Raw genomic sequence first — 22,236 nt, 5'->3', positions numbered from 1 at the left:
CAGTTATGTAACAAAAGATTGCAAGTCTGTCATAAATGAAAAAGAAGAAGCCGGCGTTTACGCGCCGGCTTCTTCTTTTTGAGTGTTCATGTAGTGCTGAGCCCTTGATATCATTGCAGAAAATTGTGCTCTGCTGATAGATTCATAAGGGTTAAATTCTTTTTGATTTGTAACAATTCCTTTTGAAACTAACTCAATTAATGCTGAGAAAATTTCATTTTCAGGTGAAATGTCGTTAAATAGTAGCTCTATTTCACTATTTGATTCTTCGAAATGTAAGGCTCGAAATAAAATTAATGCCATTTGCCCGCGTGACAATTGTTGATCAGGTTTAAAGTAGCCACCTTCATAACCATTTAAAACTTTTTCATGGTTGGCTGAAAGAATCGAATATTTTGTCATAAAGTCAAATTTTTCAATATCTGAAAATGTTGATTTCATAGATGGGAGTGAATCCCATTCTAGTAACCGATTCATCATAAGTGCTGCGTGGCGTCTGCTGATTGGTGCGTCTGGACGAAAAGTTTGATCTTCATAACCATTTATAATACCAGATGTCGTAGCATTCATAATCTCTTCGTAAGCCCAATAAGCTCTGGCAGTGTCCGTAAAAGTGAAGCTTGCCTGGGCATTTGGTGCGAGATTTAAGTATGATTGTTCTAATATGGTGTCACCATCAGAGATAACAGTAAACAATTTAAAAGCAGGTTGTATGGGTGCATCAATTTCAATAGATTGATAAGTGCTGTCAATTTTACTGCTGAATACAGAACGTCCGTTTACAAAAAGCTGTAATTGATCACCAGTAAATTCTGAGTCGGTCAACAAATGAAACTCATTTAATCTGTAAGGTTGACCATTTCGATAATTCATCCATTCTATATTTTTTAAAGGTGTGTTCTCCCATTTTTCTGGTTGGAATTGCACTAAACCATTACCAGAGTAAATATCGTATCCCTGTGCCATGATATCTTCAGCACTGCCGAATAATTTTTGGCGGATCTTAAGAATTGAGTCATCAGGATACTGGTGTTTCAAAATGGCTGCTGCGCCTGTCACAAAAGGTGCTGCCATAGACGTACCGTTTAATTTTTTGTAAACAGGATCAGTATATGTGCTTAGTACTTCAAAACCTGGTGCAGTCAAGTCAACCTCCCAGCCGAAATTAGAAGTGCCTACTCTTTTCATTTGCTGGTTAACACCACTCACTGTGATAACAGTAGGGTAAGAGGCAGGATACACTGCTTCTGTAGAAGAGTTATAATTTCCGGCTGCTGCGATAATAGGAATTTCACGGATTGCTGCTTCTAAAATAGCATTTTTAAGCAGATCTGTTTTTCCTTTACCTGCAATACTTAGATTGACAGCACTAACATCCAATTCAATCGCATCATATAATGCCTGGCTAATTTGAAAATCAGTTCCTGTTCCTCGCTCGTTCAGTACTTTCATAGGAAGAATATCAATAGGTGCATATCCGAACACTCCAGCGGTTCCAACTCCATTATTGTAGCAAGAAGCAAGTATTCCGGTAATGTGGGTGCCATGACCGTAAGTATCCTGTGCCCATGAAAATGATTCATCTGTGTAATCTTTACTCAGGCTGTAGAGAATATTTGAACAAAAGTCTTCATGCATTGCCACTCCGGAATCAAGAACTGCAACTAGTGGGTTATTTACACCCATTAATGATTTGACTGTAAATGAAGAAGGAGTTTCATTTTCATTTAATAATGTCAGGTGGATTTTGTTTACCGGCTGTTTATTAGAAATAATTATGTCTAATTTAGAAAATCTTCCATAATTCATGCCGATTAAGTTTCCTTTTTCATCTTTCGCTTCTATGCCCCAATATATGTCATTCTCTTCAATTTCAAGAGATATTCTAGACAGTTCAGTTCCTACGTCTATTTCTATCGTTTGTGCATTAAAGGGACCCGTGTTCTCGATCAAATCAGTGTCATTTATAATTAACCTTTTACTATCTAACAGGTTTTTTCCGGCTTCAGGATACAATGTTTGAATTGCAGACTGATTAACAGCAGACAATCCCCATTGGTCAGTTGCATAAACATCCGGTGATATTTCAGCATTTGCCTGCTTTGAAACATTCTGTTCATAATTTTTGATCAGCGGATGATCAGGCACTGAACCCGAAATAAGGAGTGCGCGTGGCATCTCATTTAATATTTGAATTGCAGACAGTTCATATTTAAATGTCTCTTTGTCTTCAGGACTATTAAAGTTTAGAATCCACTCTTTATCTGAAGCGCTTGCAGAAGTAATCACCAAGGAGAAGAAAAGGATAGAAAAGAATATTGTAACGATTGATCTAAAAGTCACGCAGACACCTCCAGTCATTAAAGAATGATTATTTATTATTATAAGTCATTTACCCTAATAAAAAGACATTTACACGTAAAATATTTCAGAAATATTTCAAAAAGATATCAAAGTCATAACAATGTAATATTTGATATTACTTTTATCGCATTGCTGTTTCAGCAAACATCTACTAAAATGGAAAAGGTTAGTAGTGCATCTAAGAATTTTACATTTGGAGGTTTACATGGTTCATAAATCAATTTATTCAGTCTTTCGTCCCTTAGCCGCAATTGTTGCAGGCTTAGCCATAGCAGGTGCTGCTGTATCTGATACTCAGGCTGCTTCATATGAAGTTACACCTGGTGTCCAGCACACCCAATCATCCTTTTCCATGAACGCAAGAAATCAGGTTTCAAATGTTCTGGATATCAATACAGCTTCACCTTACATAAGCGTGGATCTGGGAGTTCCTTCTCCACTTACATCCTTGTCAGCGGTTCAAAACCAAGCTACCCGCAATACTGAAAATCTGTATCACATGGTTGGGGCTGTGAATGCATCATTTTTCCACTTCAACACAGCTATGCCAGCCTATTTAGTTGCTGAACAGAATAAAGTAGCTACATACGGCGTGATATCTGACGGGATGGACGAGTATATGAGCATTCCATCAGCCTTTGGCATTGATGCACAAGGGAAGGCTTTAATAGATACATTTGCATATGACTCAACAATCTCTTTTGAAGGTAAAAATTTAAAAGTGTCCTCGGTTAATAAATCAAGAAAAGCGAACGAAACAATTATTTATACGCCGTCATGGAGATATTCAGACACTCGTACAAATGAACATGGTATCGAGATAATCGTAAGAGGCTTGTCTGACAAATTGGAAAACGGGGCGGAGCTTGGAAATGAGGTTACAGGTACAGTAGAAAATGTACGTTTGCCTGGAAGGACTTATTCAAATACAATTCCCTCTGACGGTTATGTAATCTCTGTTCATGGAACAAACGTTTCACAATATACCTCTTTGGCGAAGGGAGACCAAATTACCCTAAAGATGGATGTTGAGGATAAATGGAAAGATGCAGAGTACCTGATTGGGAGTGGTCCGCTGCTAGTCCAAAACGGTAAGGTGGATATGACGATCGATACGGGTAGTGCACGTGCTAAACAACGAACAGCCAGAACAGCTGTTGTCACAGATTCTACTGGAGAAAAAGTTAAGCTGGTTACAGTTGATGCGACTTCCACCAGTGCAGGAATGACGCTGCCAGAGTTTTCACAGTACCTTGTCAGCATTGGTGCCCACCAGGCATTAAACTTAGATGGTGGCGGCTCAACAACAATGGTTGCCAGAAAATACGGAAATGCTTATCCATCTATGATCAATGGTACGTCAACAGGCAATATGAGATCTGTTTCTACTATATTAGCAGCAGTTAGTAGAGCGCCTTATAGTGAAGCTAAATATATTTCGGCTAAAATCAGCAATAATAAAGTTGCTTTAGGCGGGAGTGCTGAAATGTCAGTCAATTATATTTCAGATGCGAATCGCCATAATTTAGCGTTTAAACAAGAAGATATTCAATATGAAGTTCAAGGTAACATCGGCAGAATGGATGGCCGCAAATTTATTGCTGAAAATAAAGGCATTGGTTCAGTTATAGCTAAATATGGGGATGTAACACAGCAAATTCCTGTAGAAGTAACCGATAGCTTGAAAACGATCAGCATAGTTCCAACAGCAGAAGTCATGGCTCCAGGAAAAGAACAGACATTTAATGTAAAAGGATATGACCATGATGGTAATGCAACCGCAGTGGACCAGTCATCAGTTAGCTGGGCAGTCTCAGGAAACGGTACCCTTACTGCAGATGGTACATTCACAGCAGGCAGTGTCGGAAAAGCTACAGTTACTGCATCTGTTAGAGGAGTTAATGGAAGTATTAACATTGAAATCTATGAAGGGGTTCAAAAGATAGATTCATTTGAATCTGCAAGTGTATGGCAGGCGTCAAGTGCGCGTTCTGCAACAACGGTTACTTTTCCAGGCAATCATGTGTCAGTTCCTGTCCGTGAAGGGAAATCTGCTTTAAAGCTCACATACGATTTTTCTGAAGGGGAAGCAGGAACGGCAGCATCTTATGCAAACTCTTCTTCCACTACGATCAACGGTGCACCAACTTATATTGGGATGTGGGTATTTGGAGACGGAAATCAACATTGGTTAAGAGGTAAATTAATAGATGCCGCCGGTCAATCACATACAATCAATTTCACAGAAGATGGTGGATTAGATTGGACAGGGTGGAAGTATGTTCGAGCATCTGTTCCAGCTTCAGCAGTTTCACCAATAAAAGTTAATCAGCTTTATATCACAGAACCGAACGCTTCTAAACAGGGGGCAGGTGAATTATACTTTGATGATTTAAAAGCAGAGTATGGAGAAAAATATAAGGAACCCCTTTACAGAGATATTCCGAATGACTACTGGGCACGTGAGCAGATCGGTTATCTAACAGACAGTGCGCTCATAACAGGTTACCAGGATGGTACTTTTAAACCTGTTACTACATTGAGTCGGGCACATGCAGCAGTCTTGTTAACAAGAATGATGGAATTATCTACTGAGAGTGTAGAAAATCCGCAATTTAAAGATGTGAACGAGAGTCATTTGTATTACAAAGAAATTGCCGCGGCAGCGAATGCTGGAATTATAAGCGGTAAAGCAGACGGAACTTTTGATGCACAGGCTTCATTAACAAGAGCCCAAATGGCGGTAATTTTAACGAGAGCTTATGGTTTTGATGGCATGTATCAGCCTTCAATCAACGATGCACCAGAATCGTTCTGGGCACATAAAGAAATTCATGCACTTGCGGACGCCGGTATTACGGTGCCTTATGAAGGAAATAATTTCAGGCCAAATGAATTTGTAAATCGCAGTCAATTCAGCACTTTCATGTATCGTATTTTGACTCAGGAGTAAAATTAAGCTGTCCCGGTTATATAAAAGCGGGACAGTTTTACAAATTTATCAAGTGGTTAAAAAGCACTGTTTTTCTAAAAGAGCTTAACTATATACCCTTATTTAACGATATAAAACCAGTAATACGATAAAAAGGTTTGAAAAGACTATAAATGTAACGTAGCCAATGAGAAAATAGTTTGCTAGAATGACCATAGTCGATGACTAAAAGCCGAAAGGAGAAAATAGTTTGAAAAATTTATGCAGGTTTTTGATTTTAATTCCAGCTATCATCTTAGTGCTTAGTTCTTTGTCAGTAGGAAATGTTTCGAAAGCCTCTAATGTATTCAACGACGTAGATTCGGATTTTTGGGCAAAAAGTGAAATAGAATATTTACATAGTTTAGGGGTCATTTCAGGTTATGAAGAAAATGGCACTACGCTGTATAAGTGGAATAATAAAGTAACACGAGCACAGGCAGCAAAAATGCTTGTAGTTGCAAGTGGTAGTGTCGAATTGAATGTGTCATCAGGTACTTTCACAGATGTACCGACAGATCACTGGGCATCAGGATGGGTTGAAAGAGCTGTAAAATTAGGGATTTTTTCTGAAGATAACGAAAACTTCAATCCTAATGCAAATCTATCTAGAGCCCAAATGAGTAAAATTATTTCTGAAGCATTTAGTCTTGATGATGCCTCAGCTGCTCAAGAGCCAGTGGTTTTCACTGACGCTTCTCAAAGTGAATGGGCAATCGGTTATATAAATGCTTTGTACTATAATGGAATTTCAAACGGCAGTAACAACTTATTCAAACCATTGTCAGATGTGGATCGTGCACAGTTTGCAGCATTTATGAGTCGAGCTCTTAATGATGAATTCAAGCTCGCAGTTAGCACGCCGGAACCGGCCCCAGAACCAGATCCAAAACCGGATCCAAAACCGGATCCTGCTCCTGAGCCACAGCCAGAACCGGAACCGTCACCAACGGATCCGGTCATTGCAAAACTAGTTGTAAAAGAGGATGACTTAAATGTACGATCGGGTCCTGGAACCTCTCATGGTGTAATTGGTGTAGTAGATGAGGGAGACCGTTTGAATGTTTATAACGTGAGCGGCGACTGGGTGAAGGTTGATTTTAATGGTAAACAGGCATACCTTCATCAGTATTATGTTACGTTTCTTGATACATTAGGTGATCCGCTTGGTGTGCCAACTGCTACGGCAAAAGTTACTGGCGCATATGAATTGAATGTACGTTCCGGCCCGTCTTCTTCGGCGACAGTTGTTGGAAAAGTTAAGAATGGAACAACAATTACCCTATTCGGCGGAACTGGCGACTGGGTGCGCATAGACCATGAAGGTCTCCCTGCATTTGTTCACAAAGGTTATATCACAGTCGACGTGCCAACACCTGAACCAACAAGTTCGCTTGTCGCAAAAGCAACAGTTCCTTCATTAAATGTTAGAGCTGGTGTAGGAACTTCATACCCGGTAGTAACTACATTAAAGCAGGGTGATCGGGTTGAAGTGGAAGGGCTCGATGGTTATTGGGCAAAAGTAAAAACTTCAAATGGCACGATCGGATATATTAATAAAACTTATTTAAAGCTAATCAACACATCCGGTCACATCCTTAAAGACCGTGTGATTGTTATTGACGCAGGTCATGGTGCTACAGATCCTGGCGCTTCGGTCAGCGGTTATACTGAAAAAGCAATAAATCTTGAAGTCGCACGACGTGTTGAAGCTAAGTTAAAATCTGTAGGTGCTAATGTAAAAATGACACGTACTGGTGACACATTCCCTTCTTTACAGGGAAGAGTCGACTTTGCTTATAAAAATTATGGTGAAATTTTCGTCAGCATACATGCTAATGCAATCGGATCAAGCTCGGTAACAGGTGCTGAGACTTTCTATGATGTGCAATATAACGACAACACGACAGAAAGTTACCATTTAGCAAATGAAGTACAAAAAGAAATTGTTTCACGTGCGGGCATGTATAACCGCGGCGTGAAGACTGAAGCATTTTATGTGCTTCGCAACCAGAATATCCCTGCAATTTTAGTAGAGCTAGGGTTTATGACAAATCCAAATGACTTGGCAAAACTTACAAGCTCTAAGTATATGGAGATTTATGCACAAGCAGTATATCAGGGTATTGTAGATTACTACAGTATTAAATAAGCTAACATGGAGTCCGGTGATCATTCACCGGGCTTTTTGGTGTGCTGATTAGGTATAGCTGTCGATCGCGCACGGAAGTTGCTAGGTGGCCGAGGAAAGTTTGTCGATCGTGTGCGGAAGCTGGTTGATGGGCGATGAAAGTACGTCGGTCGTGCGCGGAAGCTGGTCGATGCCCGAGGAAAGTTTGTCGACCGCGCGCGGAAGCTGCTCGATGCCCGAGGGAAGTATGTCGGTCGTGTGCGGAAGCGGGTTGATGGTCGATGAAAGTACGTCGGTCGTGTGCGGAAGCTGGTCGATGCCCGAGGAAAGTACGTCGGTCGTGCGCGGAAGCTGGTCGATGCCCGAGGGAAGTATGTCGATCACACGCGGAACCCTGTCGATGCCCGCACTAAACACGTCGATTTCCACTCCAATACGTCATCAAGTATTACAAACTGGTTCTTTTTTATGTTTTGTCTTATTTCATAAATTGCTATAATAGACATATTGCACAAAACAGAGGGACCGGGTGATTACATAATGAGAGTCGCAATTGCAGGAAATTATGGACATGATAATAACGGAGATGAGGCAATATTAGCCGGTATGCTTCAGAGTCTTGAGAAGTATGCCGATATATGCCGGAAAGACATCACTGTATTTAGTAACTATCCACATAAAACGATTGAAGAACATAAAGTGAAATCTGCCCCGTTGTTAGTGAGGAAGTCTAATAAATTAATCGCCTCGGCTACTACTTTACTTTCACACAGAAAAGTATTGAAAGACGTTGATCTTTTAATTATTGGCGGCGGTGGCCTGTTAATGGACCTTTACAAAAGAGATGCCCCAGCATATGCGAGTATCGCGATGATCGCAAAAAAGATGGGTTGTGAGGTTGTTGTATGGGGTGTAGGAGCGGGACCTATTACAACTTCGCCCGGCACTCTTCTGATCAGGCAGATAACAAAAGCTGCTTCAGTCATAACTGTCCGAGATGAAGATTCAAAAAAGTTGCTCCGCAGAATTGGTGTTGAAAAATCAATTGACATTACCGCAGATCCTGCCTTTGGACTTGAACCTGCAAAAATGCGTGATCATTCCGAGCGAATAAAGAAAATAGCTGTTACAGCAGTTCCATATTACAGTAAACAGTACTGGCCCGTTCATGATGAAGAAAAGTACTCTGCATATATTAGTTCTTTTGCAAAGTCATTAGATCTGCTTATGAAAGAGAAAAATGTTGAAGTGACATTTTATGCTACAAAGTATCCCCAGGATTTACAAGTAGTGAAGGACATTCAATCTAACATGATTAACACATCAAATTTAATTGAGAAAAATATGAAGCCTGATGATTTAATGAAGCTGTCAATTGAACAGGATTTGATCATTGGTACAAGGCTTCACTCTCTTATTTTAGCGGTAAGAACCGGAACGCCTATTATTGGAGTCGGTTATCATAAGAAGGTCGGCTCATTTGCAAAACTGATTGGACAGCAGGATTATTATGTGGATATTGAAAGTTTGTCTGAAAATACTCTTTTAGAAAAAGTAGAATTAATGGAAAAAGACTGGCTCAAACATCAGCAGGAGATAGAACAGACTGCACATTTATTTTATTCAAAAGCAGCTGAATTTCCAAAAATGCTGAAGCAGCAGTTCGGAGGGAAGTTGAATGACTAAAACAATTACAGTCATCACGAATATGTATCCTTCTGAAGAGCATCCTACTTTCGGGATTTTTGTTAAAAATCAGGTGGAAGCATTGAAGGCAGAAGGTTATCAGGTTGATGTACTTGCGATCAAAGATCCGCGCGGTGGTAAAGCTAATGCTTTGAAGAAGTACGGAATTTGGGCATGTAAGAATCTGTTTTATTTAGTGGCAAAAGGAAAGAAGACAGATGTTGTACATGTCCATTATGTTTTTCCAAGTGGATTATTTGGCATACTGCATAAAAAACTTTTTAAAACTAAAATGATTGTAACAGCCCATGGTGGCGATATTGATAAGATGGCACGGATTTCGCCGGTTACCCACCGCATGACTAAGAATATTATTAAAAACAGCGACTATACGATTGCGGTTGGAAATAAGTTGTACGATACAATTGTAAATGAATTTGAAGCATCAGAAAATAGGATGGAGCTATTAAACATGGGGGTGGACAGTTCAGTATTTAAACCTCATGACCGTATAAAAGCACGTGAAAACCTTCAGATTCCTTATGATGAGCGAGCACTCCTTTTTGTCGGCAATATCATTGAACAAAAAGGGGTAATGGATCTGATTGAAGCCATTGATCATCTAAAGAAAAGCGGTTCGTTTGATCAGTCGACCTTATATTTAATTGGTGCAAATAAAAATCCTGCATTTTTCACCCTTCTTCAGGAAGAGATTAGTAAACGAAAACTTGATGATGTGGTAAGATATGTAGGAACGAAAAATCAAAAGGAACTGGCTGAATGGATGTCAGCTTCGGATGTGTTTGTGCTGCCTTCGCATATCGAAGGGTTTGGCCTTGTAGCACTTGAAGCGATGTCGTGCGGCACACCTGTGATTGCAAGCCGCACTGGCGGTTTGCCTTACTTATTGGATCAGCAGTCAGGACATTTAGTCGAGCCGAAAAATGCTGCCTCGTTAGCAGAGGGTATTCGGACTGTACTGTCAGATCCTTCGTACAGGGAAAAGCTGCGGGAAAATGGATTCAACAGAGCAGCTGAAAATGACCAGAAAAGAGTCATTCAAAAGCTGAAGCAGCTTTATTTTCCTAATGGAGGGTAACACAATGGCGTCACGGAATAAAAAGGTGCTCTTCATTTCTTCAGTGGGTGGACACCTGACACAGCTGTTGCAGCTGAAACCATTATTTGAAAAATATGATTATCACATTATCACTGAGAAATCAGTAATAACTGAAGAACTTAAATCACAATATCATATGTCGTTTCTGGTTTATGGAGCCAGAAATTATCCGATCAAATATTTATTTAAATTCTCCTTTAATATCATCATGTCTTTTATTTATTTCTTCAAAATAAAGCCTGATGTGATTGTGACAACCGGTGCGCATACTGCAGTGCCTATGTGTTACATAGCTAAGATGTTTGGTAAAAAAGTTGTTTTTATTGAAAGCTTTGCTAAAACTACAACACCTACGCTCTCGGGAAGAATGGTTTATCCTATTGCCGATTTATTTATCGTGCAGTGGGAAACGATGAAGGAGCATTATCCAAAAGCGGTGCATGGGGGTTCGATCTATTGATTTTTATCGTGCTGGGCACCCATGAGTTGCCCTTTAAGCGTCTGCTTGAACAGATTGAACTTCAAATAAAATCTGGTCAAATAGAGGAAGAAGTCATCGTTCAAAGTGGACATACGTCATTTAAAACAAAAAACATGAAAATGATTCCTTTCATGTCTTATAAAGAAATGGAAGAGATGTATGATAAAGCGAACCTTATCATTACTCATGGTGGGACAGGCTCTATCACAACAGGTATCAAAATCGGTAAAAAAATGATAGCAGTGCCCCGTTTGAAAAAATATGGTGAGCATAATGACGATCACCAGCTGGAAATCGTTGGACAATTTTTCGAGTCGGGTCACATTCTTCAATGGAATGAAGCGCAGGAATTTAATGAAGTCTTACAGCAGGTAAGAACATTTGAACCAAAGCCTTTTGAAAGTGGAAGAGTGAAAATATTATCGATTTTAGAAGAATTTATAGACGATCATGCCTAAATTGAATGGGTGAATAAAATGAAATCAATTACACCTCGCCAAATTGCTGCGATTATTGGAAGTGTGGCATTGATCAACCTGATTGCAAGGCTGATTGGTTTTCTCAGAGAAGTAGCAATTGGTGTTCATTACGGTACAAGCGCCGCGGCAGATGCAATTATCGCTGCATATACAATCCCTAACTTTATTTATCTTGCAGCAGGCGGTGCGTTAACCACCGCCTTTATCAGCGTTTATACTAATGAACCTGCTCATCAAAAGAGAAAAGCTGCATCGATCATCCTTACATATACAGGATTGGCAGCGGCATTGTTATCGCTGCTATTTTTTCTGTTGCCGGATTTTTTCATCAGACTGTTTTTCAGTGGAATGATCGAAGAAACTCAACAGTTAACGGGCGATCTATTCAAAATTATGTCGCTCGGGACATTTTTCCTGACCATATCAATGCTATTTACGGGATACTTAAATGCGAACAGATATTATAAGGCTTCAGCGCTTGCGCCATTATTTTTTAATATTGTATATGTGGGTGGAGCAGTATTATTCATGCCGGTGATTGGCATAGATGCTTATGCGTGGTCTGTCCTTGCAGCAGCAATTCTTATGTACGGATATTTATTCATTGAATTACGTAAGAGAAATCTGAATTTACAAACACTGATCTTCACTGGTGGATCTGAAGGTCTGATTAGACGCTACTTGTGGCGCGCTTTACCGATATTAATCGGTGGTGCTACGATACAACTGTACTTTTTATTGCAAAGAATTTTTGCTTCCGGAATGGGAGAGGGAACGATTGCAGCTCTGAATTATTCTTCTAAATTAATTCAAATTCCTCAAAGCATTTTAATTACAGCCGTGACAACTGTTTTATTTCCATTGATCAGTCAAATGGCTGCTGAAACGAAAACGAGAGAACTTCAGCAAATGTATTCTAAAGGTATATTATATTTATGTCTTTTGATTATCCCATCTTCAGTTTTCGTTTTTCTAAATGCAGAAGCTTTAATATCAGTTGTATTTGAATATGGTGCTTTTGGTCGTGAAGCTTCAATCATAACTGCAGATTTATTAAAGGTTTTTGTTGTTGGGATGACGGCTCACGCACTTAATGTTTACTTAACCCGCTTTTTCTATGCTCATCATTTTAATTGGCTGGCTGTTTTTATTGGCGCTTTCAATGTTTTTATTGTAAACATTGGTGTAATTTTTATTTTGTTGCCTATGGGTGGAGCTTCCGCAATTGCCTGGGGGATGACGATCAGCGGCATTACTCAACTGATTATGCTATTGATCATTTCTAAAGTTAAAATGGGGATGAAGCCTGATGTTGGTAAAAACCTCATAAGAATACTTGGTTTGACTGTAGCATTAGGGGGTATTTTTATATTAATACAGCCATTTGAAAATCCAATTTTGCAGCTGGGAGTCAGCATGTCAGCATTGGCAGCTGTTCTTCTCATACTTGTTTTGTGGACCGATCCATCAAAAAGATGGGCTGATAAGTTGAATAAAATGCTGAAAAAGTGAAACTTTACAGTCAGTTTTTCGTCTGTAATGGATAAGAGGGTAGGACGAACGTTGCAAAGTATGAAAAACCACTCTCTTTTAATGACAAACTATGCTATAATCTGCTAGGAAAGTGGAATCAATCATTTTCCAGTTATGAAAACGAACAGTTTTCGAGGAGGAACCTTATGACCTTTTTAACGAATCTGCTGATTGTATTTATCAGCTCGATTATATTAACCCCATTTGTAAAAAAACTTGCTTTTAAAATAGGTGCGACAGATAAACCGAACTATAGAAAAGTTCACCAGCGTATTATGCCCCGTTTGGGTGGACTTGCCATATTCTTGAGCTTCGTAATTGGATTCGTTCTGATTCAACCTCAAAATGACGCTGCATTACCTTTACTCTTCGGTAGCGTAATCATTATTATTGTTGGTGTTCTGGATGATATTCGTGAACTTTCTGCAAAAGTAAAATTGCTTGGTCAGATTGCTGCGGCTCTTGTAGTGGTACTGGGCGGCGTGCAGCTTGAATACATTAACCTGCCTTTTGGCGGACAACTTGAATTCGGTGTGTTCAGTATTCCTATGACCGTCCTGTGGATCGTAGCGATTACAAATGCAGTTAACCTGATAGATGGACTTGATGGTCTTGCAGCAGGGGTATCAACAATCGCTCTTGGAACGATCAGCTTGATGGCACTACTTGATGGAAATATCTTTGTTATGGCAATGGGCATGCTATTATTTGCAAGTGTACTCGGATTTCTGGTTTACAACTTTCATCCGGCGAAAATCTTCATGGGTGATACTGGTGCATTATTTCTCGGATTTGCGATTTCAGTTATCGCACTACTTGGTTTTAAAAACGTAACAATGATTTCATTGATCATTCCAATTATTGTATTAGGTGTACCGATTTCAGATACGTTCTTTGCAATCATCCGACGTTTAGTGAACAAACAACCACTGTCAGCCCCAGACAAGAGTCATTTGCATCACAGATTACTTGCACTGGGCTATTCGCATAAACAGACTGTACTGATCATATATGCGATTGCAGCAACATTTGGTATGTCAGCTCTAATCTTCTCCATGTCGACTGTATGGGGTGCTGTACTGGTCATTGGAATTATGTTGATTGCCATCGAATTATTTGCTGAAAGTATTGGTCTTGTGGGCAAAGATTATCAGCCATTGATGAAACTCATGCGTGTTCGAAATGCACGAGGACGTTTATAAATAAGCATAATAAAGAATCGCAGGGCATATGCTCTGCGATTCTTTTTTAGTTTTGAATGACAAAATGATTTTCTATCAACAGTCGAACAGCTTCCGGCCGTTTTTCAGCATATTGTCTCAGCCAGTCCACTTCCTGATCCCAGGAATCAATGTTCTCAAGGTTTTGCCACCTTTCAATATGACGAGGCATGTCCTGAGAAATTTCAGAAGTCATTTGATCAATTGTTTGCAGGACGTTATCAGGATGAAATTCTTTATCAAGCATTGACTCCATTTTGTTGATAAAAATGGCTTGACCCCGGTCACTACTTACAATCGCCTTGAAAAGTTCGGTCGAGCTATGTTCACGAAGGAAATATTCAATTGTATCACTTTGTATGGCTTCATCCACATTGCTGAAGTTATTACCAAAGCCTTGATCAACATCATAAAGCATCCATCTCCAACGCCCATCATGCATAGCAGGTGCATTTGAATTATAAGTTACTTTCTTTTTCCATATAGCAGTGTTGTTATACAAAGCATCTTTGTTCCCAAAATAGATTTGGTAACTCATATATGTGAGAAAGTTCTCGATGTCCATCATTGAATTGAGTTCATCAAATGACTCATCTACATCCTCACTAACTGCAAATTCAACCATTTCAACATAGTCGTTCGCATCACCCGGAAGTCCTTCTTCAACTTTAAATCCCGATTGTTCACTTTGCTCGCTTTCGAGAAGTGCAATATTTGCTGGATCTATATTGTATTTCAACTCAATATAATCCGTAGAAAATGTTTCGCGTAAATTGTGAATACCCCAATATTCCCCATTTATATAGACGGTAACAGGTTGGGCGTGTTGCATGTCCACCGCACCGTCCTTTACGAGTCTATGCATCATAGCATCCCGGAGCATACTTCTTCTCCAATCATTGCCGGAATTCCTTAGCACCAGGCGATTGAACTCTGTCTGCTCTGAGTCTTGAAAAAATGGATAATAGAAACGACTTTGACCATATTCACTCTTAGAATATAGACGAAGGCTTTTTTGAGGAAGTGCACGACTGAATCCGCCATGTATTCTGATCCCGATATCCTGCACGAATGCGAATTGACCATCCTCAGTGAAATATTCCATCGTTGCTTCACGTTCCCATTCAGAACCCGACATACGATAATTCCCTTCCTGATCGTCCTGGGTACTGTTGTAGTAGTCCCCCGGAACATAAATGCCAGTTTGTTCATTAAATAATGATGCTTCATCCAAAGATAGGGAGACTACAGGCAATGTGCCATTACCAAAAGAACGGTCTATCAAAAAATAAGTTCTTGTGATTGTTTCACTCATCGTTCCATTTTCATAAGTAGCTGCTCTTAACACAACAGCATCCTGAACCACTTCATTTTGAAAGGTAAAAGGATCCTGGAAAACCGATACTCTGTTGTTTGCAAGTACAGTATTGTTTAAAATCTCATTGTTAATTAGGATAGGTCCAGTATATTTAGCTGATGAAGGAGATGGCGTTTCACCATTTAACGTATAGTAGACATCAGCTTCAGAATCCAGTGTTACTGAACTCCCACTTGTGAGCGTTCCGGATGGTTCAGAGATAACAGGGGGAGAGAGTGCTGTTGAAAAATCGTAGTCTACCGTAGTAGCGATTGTCTCTTCCAAAAATGAGAAATCTTTGATGCCATTACCATCGAGATATAATCTTTCTCCCAGCGGAAGATCAGTAAGTGGTGAAACATCTTTTACTTGATTATTTCTCAAATTCAGGTTTTGCAATGATGTTAAACCAGACAAAGGTTTTACATCAAAAATCTGGTTACCACGCGCATTCAAATACGTTAACAGTGGGACATTTTCGAGTGGAGATACATCTTGTATATCATTGTCTCTAATAGTGAGTCGTTGAAGTGAATCAAGCCCCTGCAGAAATGAAAGGTTGCTCAAATCATTTGCTTCAACATCAAGTTCAATTAAAAAAGGACTTGAAACGTTTAAAGCATTTAACTGATTAAAACTTACATTCAGTGTTTGAAGCTTATCTAAATTTTCGAGACCTGGTATTTCACTTAAAAGATTTTGGCTAAGGTTCAAATGCTCTAAAGAAGCAAAATACTCGATACCTTCCACATCTGTTAATTGATAACCTGACAAATCTAATTCAGTTAAATCTTTCACCATATTGCGATCAATTGGCCCAGGAGGCATTCCGGCTTCAGTCTGAAGAGCTTCTGTAAAAAGAGGGTCTAATTCAAGTGGTTTATCAGCTACATAATATATGAATGCCCAGATTACAGTAAGTGGTATTAATAATAAAGTGATCCTAAGTAATGTCATTATTTTCTCCTTAAAGCAAAGATTGAAAGTCTGTGACTCGAATTGTATACTAGTGTTAGCTTTCATTTTAACATGAATGCAATAATCTTTACATTCACTTTACGAAAGCGGTGGTCATATGGCGATAGAAATTTTTAAGCGTTATGAAATAAAATATTTATTATCGTTTGATGAATACTTGAGATTCAGAGAAGCGATTCTCCCTTATATGAAGTTTGATGACTATGGAAACAATGAGGGGAAATATAATATTGTCAGTCTGTATTTCGACTCAGAAGATTACAAGATTTATTACGAGACACGAAACAAGCTTCGTTTCAGGCAAAAGCTTCGTCTGCGTGTCTATGGGGATGCCGATTTAAACAGTCAGTCTTTTTTCGAAATCAAACAGAAATTTAAAAATGTCGTGAATAAAAGAAGAACAATTCTTCCGCTGAATGAAGCATACTCACTCATTCAGAATCCTTCACTAGACCTTCAGCAAATACATGCATCTAACCCGCAGATTTTAAAAGAAGCGCTGCATTTCCAATCTATTTACCAGTTAAAGCCTGAAGTAATCGTCAGTTATGACCGTCAGGCGTTATCAGGAATCGAACAAAAAGACTTAAGAGTCACGTTTGATTACAATCTGATGTGCAGAAATCATGATTTGAAAATCGAAAATGGTCCTCAGGGGATCCATTTTATTGACAAGGATAAGGTAGTACTAGAAGTGAAAGTTTCTGATAGCGTACCTTTCTGGCTTTCAAGACTATTAAGTGATTTTGAATGTTCAAGACAAAGTGTGTCTAAATTTTGTACGAGTATCGATTTAACTACGCAACAACATTTACAAAAAATGATTCATTAATTTCGGAGGTATTATGGAACCCTTTTTACAAGATGTCCGGCAGCTTGCGGATTTAACATCAAGACTTACAATATTGGAATCAGCGGCTGCTATCTTTCTGAGCTTTTTTCTTACGCTAATTATCGCAGCACTTTACAAGCATACACATACTGGTGCAAGATATTCACAATCTTTTGTACAGACGATTATTATCATGGGAATTACTGTTTCAGTCGTTATGATTGTAATCGGAAATAATGTGGCAGTAGCGTTCGGGCTAGTAGGTGCATTTTCAATCATACGATTCAGAAGCGCAATGAGTGATCCGAAAGATATTGCATTCATTTTCTTCGGAATGGCGGCTGGTATTTCGTGTGGCCTTGGATTTTATTTACTGGCGATTCTGTTCACATTTTCATTGTCAGTTATCATTCTTATACTATATTACACCGATTTTGGTAAAAGCAGTACTTCGCGCAAACGTTTATCAATTACTGTTCCGGAGAATCTTCATGACGAAACGATTTTTGATGATGTCCTTGAGGACCATCTTGCATTTTTCTCATTGCGTTCAATTGAAACGACCAGCCTTGGTACAATGATTCAGCTCGAATATGTGATAAGAAATAAGGAAGGGATCACTGATAAACAATTGATGGATGAAATTCGAAAAATGAATGCTAATTTGAAGGTTTCAGTTAACTATATGAATACTGATGTGTATTAATAAACCGAACATATGTCTTTTTATAGAACAATGAGCACAAAAAAAGAGCACTCAGTTGAGCGCTCTTTTTTTGTTACCACTCAGTATCTTCATCTTCCTGCGCAGTTTCACTGAAATCACTGTTTTCATCTGACAGGCTGGAGGAGTCATCATTCGAAACAAATGATGATAATCCAAGGTGCTGTCTCAGGTCTTCACTTACACCTTCAAGTTCTTCTTCGTAGGCTTCATAATAGTAAACTCCGTCTAACATGACGCCTTCTCCTTCAAGTGTGTGCATATCTACTGAGAGGTTTGAGTTCATTGCGTAAGACATGAAAGATCTCATTTCGGAAAATCTCATGTTTGTCTTCATATTATCTCCAACTGCATCAATGACATCTGCATATTTATTAATTGAACCGGCAGACTTGGCTTTGTCCAGGATGGCATCAATAACTTCCTGCTGACGCTCGCCTCTGGCAATATCGCTGTCCATGTGTCGTGAGCGCACGAATGCGAGTGCTTCTTCACCGTCAACTGATTGACGGCCTTCAGGGAGATAGATTGCGTTCTTCTGATCGTTTGAATCCATTTCGTACATATTGAATGGAACATCTACTTCAACGCCGTTAAGGGCATCTACGACGTCCATGAATGCGTAGAAATTCATTCGTACATAATAATCAACTGGAATGTCCAGCAATTCTTCAACGGCTTCCATTGATGCCCGTGGTCCACCGAATGCATGCGCATGGTTAATTTTGTCCTGATAATCCACTTCGGGAATATAAGCCAGTGTATCTCGTGGAATGCTGGTTAATTTAACTGATTTATCGTCATTGTTAAGGGTGGCAAGGATGATCGCATCTGTACGGGTTGTGCCGTTTTCGAATCCTTCAGCACTTTCTCTTACGTCACTTCCATCTACACCGAGAAATAAAACTGACACATTATCAACATCGGGATTCACATCTTTATCGCGAAGGTCAGATTGTGCACGCCCCTCGACTGCTTCGAAGGAGTCATCTGCTACGTTTTGAGCTTTTGTATATAAATAACCTCCATATACCAGCCCTGAAACTGCGATTAAAAGCAAAGGCAATCCTATCATCAGCACGCGTTTTCTCACGCGTCTTGCTTTTGCCTTCTTTTTATACGTTTTTCTGTCCATATATTTTAATGGCTCCTTTACTCGGGATTTCCAAATCATAATTGACGCTGCTCATGACCGGGAAAACCTGTCATAGAACGGCAAAAGAATCGCCAAGTTCTATTTTACTTGTTTTCCCGCTATCAGTAAAATGAAACTTTCATTACAATTGTCGATTATTTGTTTACAATGCTTTCACGGTATACGATTTCGCCTTCCTGAATTTCAGCCTGGCCATTCGTCAATTCGGTCATCCACGCAATAAAAACGGCAATGTCATCTTCTTCTACATACGTTTCCACTGATACATCTTCTAAATAATGAATCTCTTTTAAAGGGTATTGTGAAGATCGAACTTCATTCTCCACTTTTCCAAGCCATGTGTAATCCATTTTTGAAATCATTACTTTATTGAGAGAGCGTTCAACGATTCCGGCTGCCTTCAAGCCTTCAGTAACGGCTTTGCCATAGGCGCGGATGAGGCCGCCTCCACCGAGCTTGATACCGCCGAAGTAGCGTGTCACGACGACTGTCGTATCTTTTAATCCCTGCTTCTTTAATACTTCAAGCATTGGAACCCCTGCTGTACCTGTTGGCTCACCGTCGTCATTTGCCTTTTGAATCAGGTCATGTTCACCGATCATATAGGCTGAACAGTTGTGATTGGCGGAAGGGTGCTTTTTTTTAATTGACTGGATAAATGCCTGAGCATCTTCTTCGGTTTCAGTTCTTTTCGTGTAAGTAATGAAGCGGGACTTTTGAATATTGATCTCGCTTTCACCTTCTCCAGCGACTGTTAAATATTTTTTTAACATATTTTGCTCCTAACTTACGGTGGTTTGTTACACAATTATAACAAGAAACTGCGGGTTGCGTCATTTTTTGCAGAGATGAAACAAAGGTGCAATGTCGTATGCGTCATTTGTAATGCAACTTTAATATCGCGACAAAGTGATGATGTTATAATAGATAAGGTCCCATTGATGAAACAGGGCCTGAATAAATATACTAAAATAGCTTCTTTTTTGAGTAATTTCGACATGTTGCGGTGTTAAAGTTTATTTAACACAATACTTTCAATTTTACTGGTTTAACAGTATAATTTTTTGTGAAGACATGTATACGAGAGAAAGGAGTCTGCACGTGTCCGCAAACGGTATAGATACCCAAGTACTTGATTCAATACTGGGTAAAATGATAGAGACTGTGGATCAGAGTAAATCAGAAATTTTTGAAATAGGTGAACAGACACGCAATGAATACGAACAGCTCGTATCGGAATTGGGCTTAATTCGTGAAAAGATTGCAAGTGTGATCTATACAGGTGACGACCTCGAGAGGCGTTCGCGCTTTGCCAGGAAACGCCTTGCAGAAGTCAGCCATCATTTCAAAGATTTTTCTGAAGAGCAGGTCCGTCAGGCTTATGAGACAGCGCACGACCTTCAAATGAAACTCTCGGTAAACAGGCAGGAAGAAAAACAGCTTCGTGAGAGAAGAGATGATCTTGAACGACGCCTGCAAAATATGGTTGAAACAATTGAACGTGCTGAAAATCTGGTCACTCAAATTACAGTTGTACTCAGTTATTTAAACAGTGACTTGAGAAAAGTTGGTGCTGCTCTAGAAGATGCAGCGCAAAAACAGCAGTTTGGCATGCAGATTATTGAAGCCCAGGAAGAAGAACGAAAAAGACTTTCCCGGGAAATACACGATGGTCCGGCTCAAATGATGGCAAATGTACTGATGAGATCAGATTTAATTGAGCGTGTATTCAGAGATAAAGGCACAGAAGAAGCCATTAATGAAATTAAAAGCTATAAAAAGATGGTCCGCTCAGCGTTGTCGGAGGTCCGCAGAATCATCTATGACCTTCGACCGATGGCGCTCGATGACCTTGGTCTGGTTCCGACCCTCAGAAAATACTTAAGTACGATCGAAGAGTATAGTAATGGTACTAAGTTATCATTTAAGCAAATTGGGGAAGAATCTAGATTAGATACAAAATATGAAGTCTCACTTTTCAGACTCATTCAGGAGGCCGTGCAAAATGCAGTGAAGCATGCACAGGCTAATGAAGTCACTGTAAAAGTGGAAATTCGTCCGGATTGCATAAACGCAATCATCAAAGATGACGGAAAAGGCTTCGACCCTTCAGAAAAAAAGCAAGGATCATATGGCATGATGGGTATGAAAGAGCGAATTGAACTAATATCGGGGACGATGCATGTTCATTCCAAACCGGGACAAGGTACGACAATCAGTATTAATGTACCAATTACAAGTTGAAGATTGAGGGGGAACCAAACATGACAAAGATTTTAATTATTGATGATCACCAGTTATTCCGAGAAGGCGTTAAACGCATTCTTGATTTCGAGGAAACGTTTGAAATTGTAGGAGAAGGCGATGACGGTTCTCAGGCAATTGAACTATATGAATCACACCATCCAGACGTCGTATTGATGGATATCAATATGCCAAATGTGAACGGTGTTGAAGCAACGAGCCAGCTCGTGAAAAAAAATCCGGATGCAAAAGTCATCGTTTTATCTATACACGACGACGAAAACTATGTTTCACGTGCACTCAAATCAGGTGCACTCGGCTACATGCTGAAAGAAATGGATTCAGAAGCGCTGATCGAAGCAATCAAAATTGTTGCTGATGGCGGTTCATATCTGCATCCTAAAGTTACAGTTAACCTTGTAAATGAATTCCGCCGTCTTGCAGAAGCTGAATTCACAGGGAATTTCCAGCAGATGGAAGTTCGCCGTCCGCTTCACCTGCTGACAAAGCGTGAGTGTGAAGTACTTCAGATGCTTGCAGATGGTAAGAGTAACCGTGGAATCGGTGAAGGACTCTACATCTCAGAAAAAACAGTTAAGAATCACGTAAGTAATATCCTTCAGAAAATGAATGTAAATGACCGTACTCAGGCCGTTGTAACAGCGATTAAGAATGGCTGGGTTGAAGTACGATAATATGATCGATTGAGCTCCGTCTTTGAGGCGGGGCTTTTTATTTTGGGGTTTGGGTGATGTGGTGTGCCGTGGCCGGATGCACCGGATGCACGGTTTCTGTAGCTGAGTGCACGAGTTTGGCCGTTGAGTGTACGACACACCCGGGTTGAGTGCACAAGATCAGCTCGCGAGTGCGCAACTTCGCCGAACGGATGCACAATCCGCTATCGTGAAAGTAAGTACACACTCGCTTGATGATTTTAGGAAACAAAAGCTAATTACCCAA

General features: G+C 39.7%; 17 protein-coding genes. 12 read left to right on the top strand and 5 right to left on the bottom strand.

All coding sequences use genetic code 11. The features are described 5' to 3' along the window. Positions 1–57: 57 nt before the first annotated feature. A complete protein-coding gene (locus E2626_RS01270; protein ID WP_166786688.1) occupies positions 58–2,343 on the bottom strand; it encodes a S8 family peptidase in 2,286 nt (761 codons plus the stop codon). Positions 2,344–2,569: 226 nt separating this feature from the next. On the opposite strand from E2626_RS01270, the gene E2626_RS01265 reads away from it, so the two are divergent. Together E2626_RS01265 and E2626_RS01260 are read left to right on the top strand one after the other, a co-directional pair. Further along, entirely contained in the window at positions 2,570–5,317 is a 2,748-nt protein-coding gene (locus tag E2626_RS01265) for an S-layer homology domain-containing protein (RefSeq protein ID WP_134378825.1), read from the top strand. A gap of 229 nt (positions 5,318–5,546) precedes the next feature. After that, complete coding sequence (locus E2626_RS01260; protein WP_134378823.1) at positions 5,547–7,487, top strand: N-acetylmuramoyl-L-alanine amidase; 1,941 nt, start codon at positions 5,547–5,549, stop codon at positions 7,485–7,487. Positions 7,488–7,568: 81 nt separating this feature from the next. On the opposite strand, the gene E2626_RS17090 is transcribed toward E2626_RS01260, so the two are convergent. Further along, positions 7,569–7,895 (bottom strand): hypothetical protein, encoded by a 327-nt coding sequence (locus E2626_RS17090; RefSeq protein ID WP_166786687.1) that lies wholly within the window; start codon positions 7,893–7,895, stop codon positions 7,569–7,571. 111 nt (positions 7,896–8,006) lie between these two features. Between E2626_RS17090 and E2626_RS01250 the strand changes: the two genes are divergently transcribed. The 6 genes from E2626_RS01250 (at position 8,007) to E2626_RS01225 (ending at position 13,967) form a co-directional block, all read left to right on the top strand. After that, positions 8,007–9,152 (top strand): polysaccharide pyruvyl transferase family protein, encoded by a 1,146-nt coding sequence (locus tag E2626_RS01250; protein ID WP_166786686.1) that lies wholly within the window; start codon positions 8,007–8,009, stop codon positions 9,150–9,152. After that, entirely contained in the window at positions 9,145–10,251 is a 1,107-nt protein-coding gene (locus tag E2626_RS01245; RefSeq protein ID WP_134378817.1) for a glycosyltransferase family 4 protein, read from the top strand. The genes E2626_RS01250 and E2626_RS01245 overlap by 8 nt, the downstream gene beginning before the upstream one ends. A 4-nt stretch (positions 10,252–10,255) precedes the next feature. Next, positions 10,256–10,732, top strand: coding sequence for a PssD/Cps14F family polysaccharide biosynthesis glycosyltransferase (pssD, locus tag E2626_RS01240; protein WP_134378815.1), 477 nt, complete (start codon positions 10,256–10,258; stop codon positions 10,730–10,732). Next, the gene (pssE, locus tag E2626_RS01235) at positions 10,729–11,211 is read left to right on the top strand and encodes a PssE/Cps14G family polysaccharide biosynthesis glycosyltransferase (RefSeq protein ID WP_134378813.1); all 483 of its coding nucleotides are present in this window, start codon (positions 10,729–10,731) and stop codon (positions 11,209–11,211) included. The genes pssD and pssE overlap by 4 nt, the downstream gene beginning before the upstream one ends. Before the next feature lie 18 nt (positions 11,212–11,229). Next, positions 11,230–12,744, top strand: a complete 1,515-nt coding sequence (gene murJ, locus E2626_RS01230) for a murein biosynthesis integral membrane protein MurJ (RefSeq protein ID WP_134378811.1) — start codon at positions 11,230–11,232, stop codon at positions 12,742–12,744. A gap of 167 nt (positions 12,745–12,911) precedes the next feature. After that, positions 12,912–13,967 (top strand): glycosyltransferase family 4 protein, encoded by a 1,056-nt coding sequence (locus tag E2626_RS01225; protein ID WP_134378809.1) that lies wholly within the window; start codon positions 12,912–12,914, stop codon positions 13,965–13,967. A 46-nt stretch (positions 13,968–14,013) separates the two neighbouring features. Here E2626_RS01225 and E2626_RS01220 read toward each other — a convergent pair whose 3' ends face one another. Beyond that, positions 14,014–16,299, bottom strand: a complete 2,286-nt coding sequence (locus E2626_RS01220) for a CotH kinase family protein (protein WP_166786685.1) — start codon at positions 16,297–16,299, stop codon at positions 14,014–14,016. A 118-nt stretch (positions 16,300–16,417) separates the two neighbouring features. Between E2626_RS01220 and E2626_RS01215 the strand changes: the two genes are divergently transcribed. Then, entirely contained in the window at positions 16,418–17,152 is a 735-nt protein-coding gene (locus E2626_RS01215) for a polyphosphate polymerase domain-containing protein (RefSeq protein WP_134378805.1), read from the top strand. Positions 17,153–17,165: 13 nt separating this feature from the next. Beyond that, a complete protein-coding gene (locus tag E2626_RS01210; RefSeq protein WP_134378803.1) occupies positions 17,166–17,858 on the top strand; it encodes a DUF4956 domain-containing protein in 693 nt (230 codons plus the stop codon). Positions 17,859–17,931: 73 nt separating this feature from the next. Here E2626_RS01210 and E2626_RS01205 read toward each other — a convergent pair whose 3' ends face one another. Together E2626_RS01205 and E2626_RS01200 are read right to left on the bottom strand one after the other, a co-directional pair. Next, positions 17,932–19,011, bottom strand: coding sequence for an LCP family protein (locus E2626_RS01205; RefSeq protein ID WP_134378801.1), 1,080 nt, complete (start codon positions 19,009–19,011; stop codon positions 17,932–17,934). A gap of 155 nt (positions 19,012–19,166) precedes the next feature. After that, entirely contained in the window at positions 19,167–19,805 is a 639-nt protein-coding gene (locus tag E2626_RS01200; protein ID WP_134378799.1) for a YigZ family protein, read from the bottom strand. Positions 19,806–20,133: 328 nt separating this feature from the next. Here E2626_RS01200 and E2626_RS01195 point away from each other — a divergent pair, with 328 nt between their 5' ends. Then, positions 20,134–21,276 carry a sensor histidine kinase gene (locus tag E2626_RS01195; protein WP_166786684.1) on the top strand — a complete coding sequence of 381 codons (1,143 nt, stop codon included), beginning with the start codon at positions 20,134–20,136 and terminating at the stop codon, positions 21,274–21,276. A gap of 20 nt (positions 21,277–21,296) precedes the next feature. After that, entirely contained in the window at positions 21,297–21,971 is a 675-nt protein-coding gene (locus tag E2626_RS01190) for a response regulator (RefSeq protein WP_134378795.1), read from the top strand. Positions 21,972–22,236: the final 265 nt, after the last annotated feature.

The sequence above is a fragment of the Jeotgalibacillus salarius genome (assembly GCF_004405125.1).
In the GTDB taxonomy this organism is placed as follows: domain Bacteria; phylum Bacillota; class Bacilli; order Bacillales; family Jeotgalibacillaceae; genus Jeotgalibacillus; species Jeotgalibacillus salarius.
Note: the sequence above shows the minus strand (reverse complement) of the source record. Positions and strands in the feature narration are given on the sequence as shown.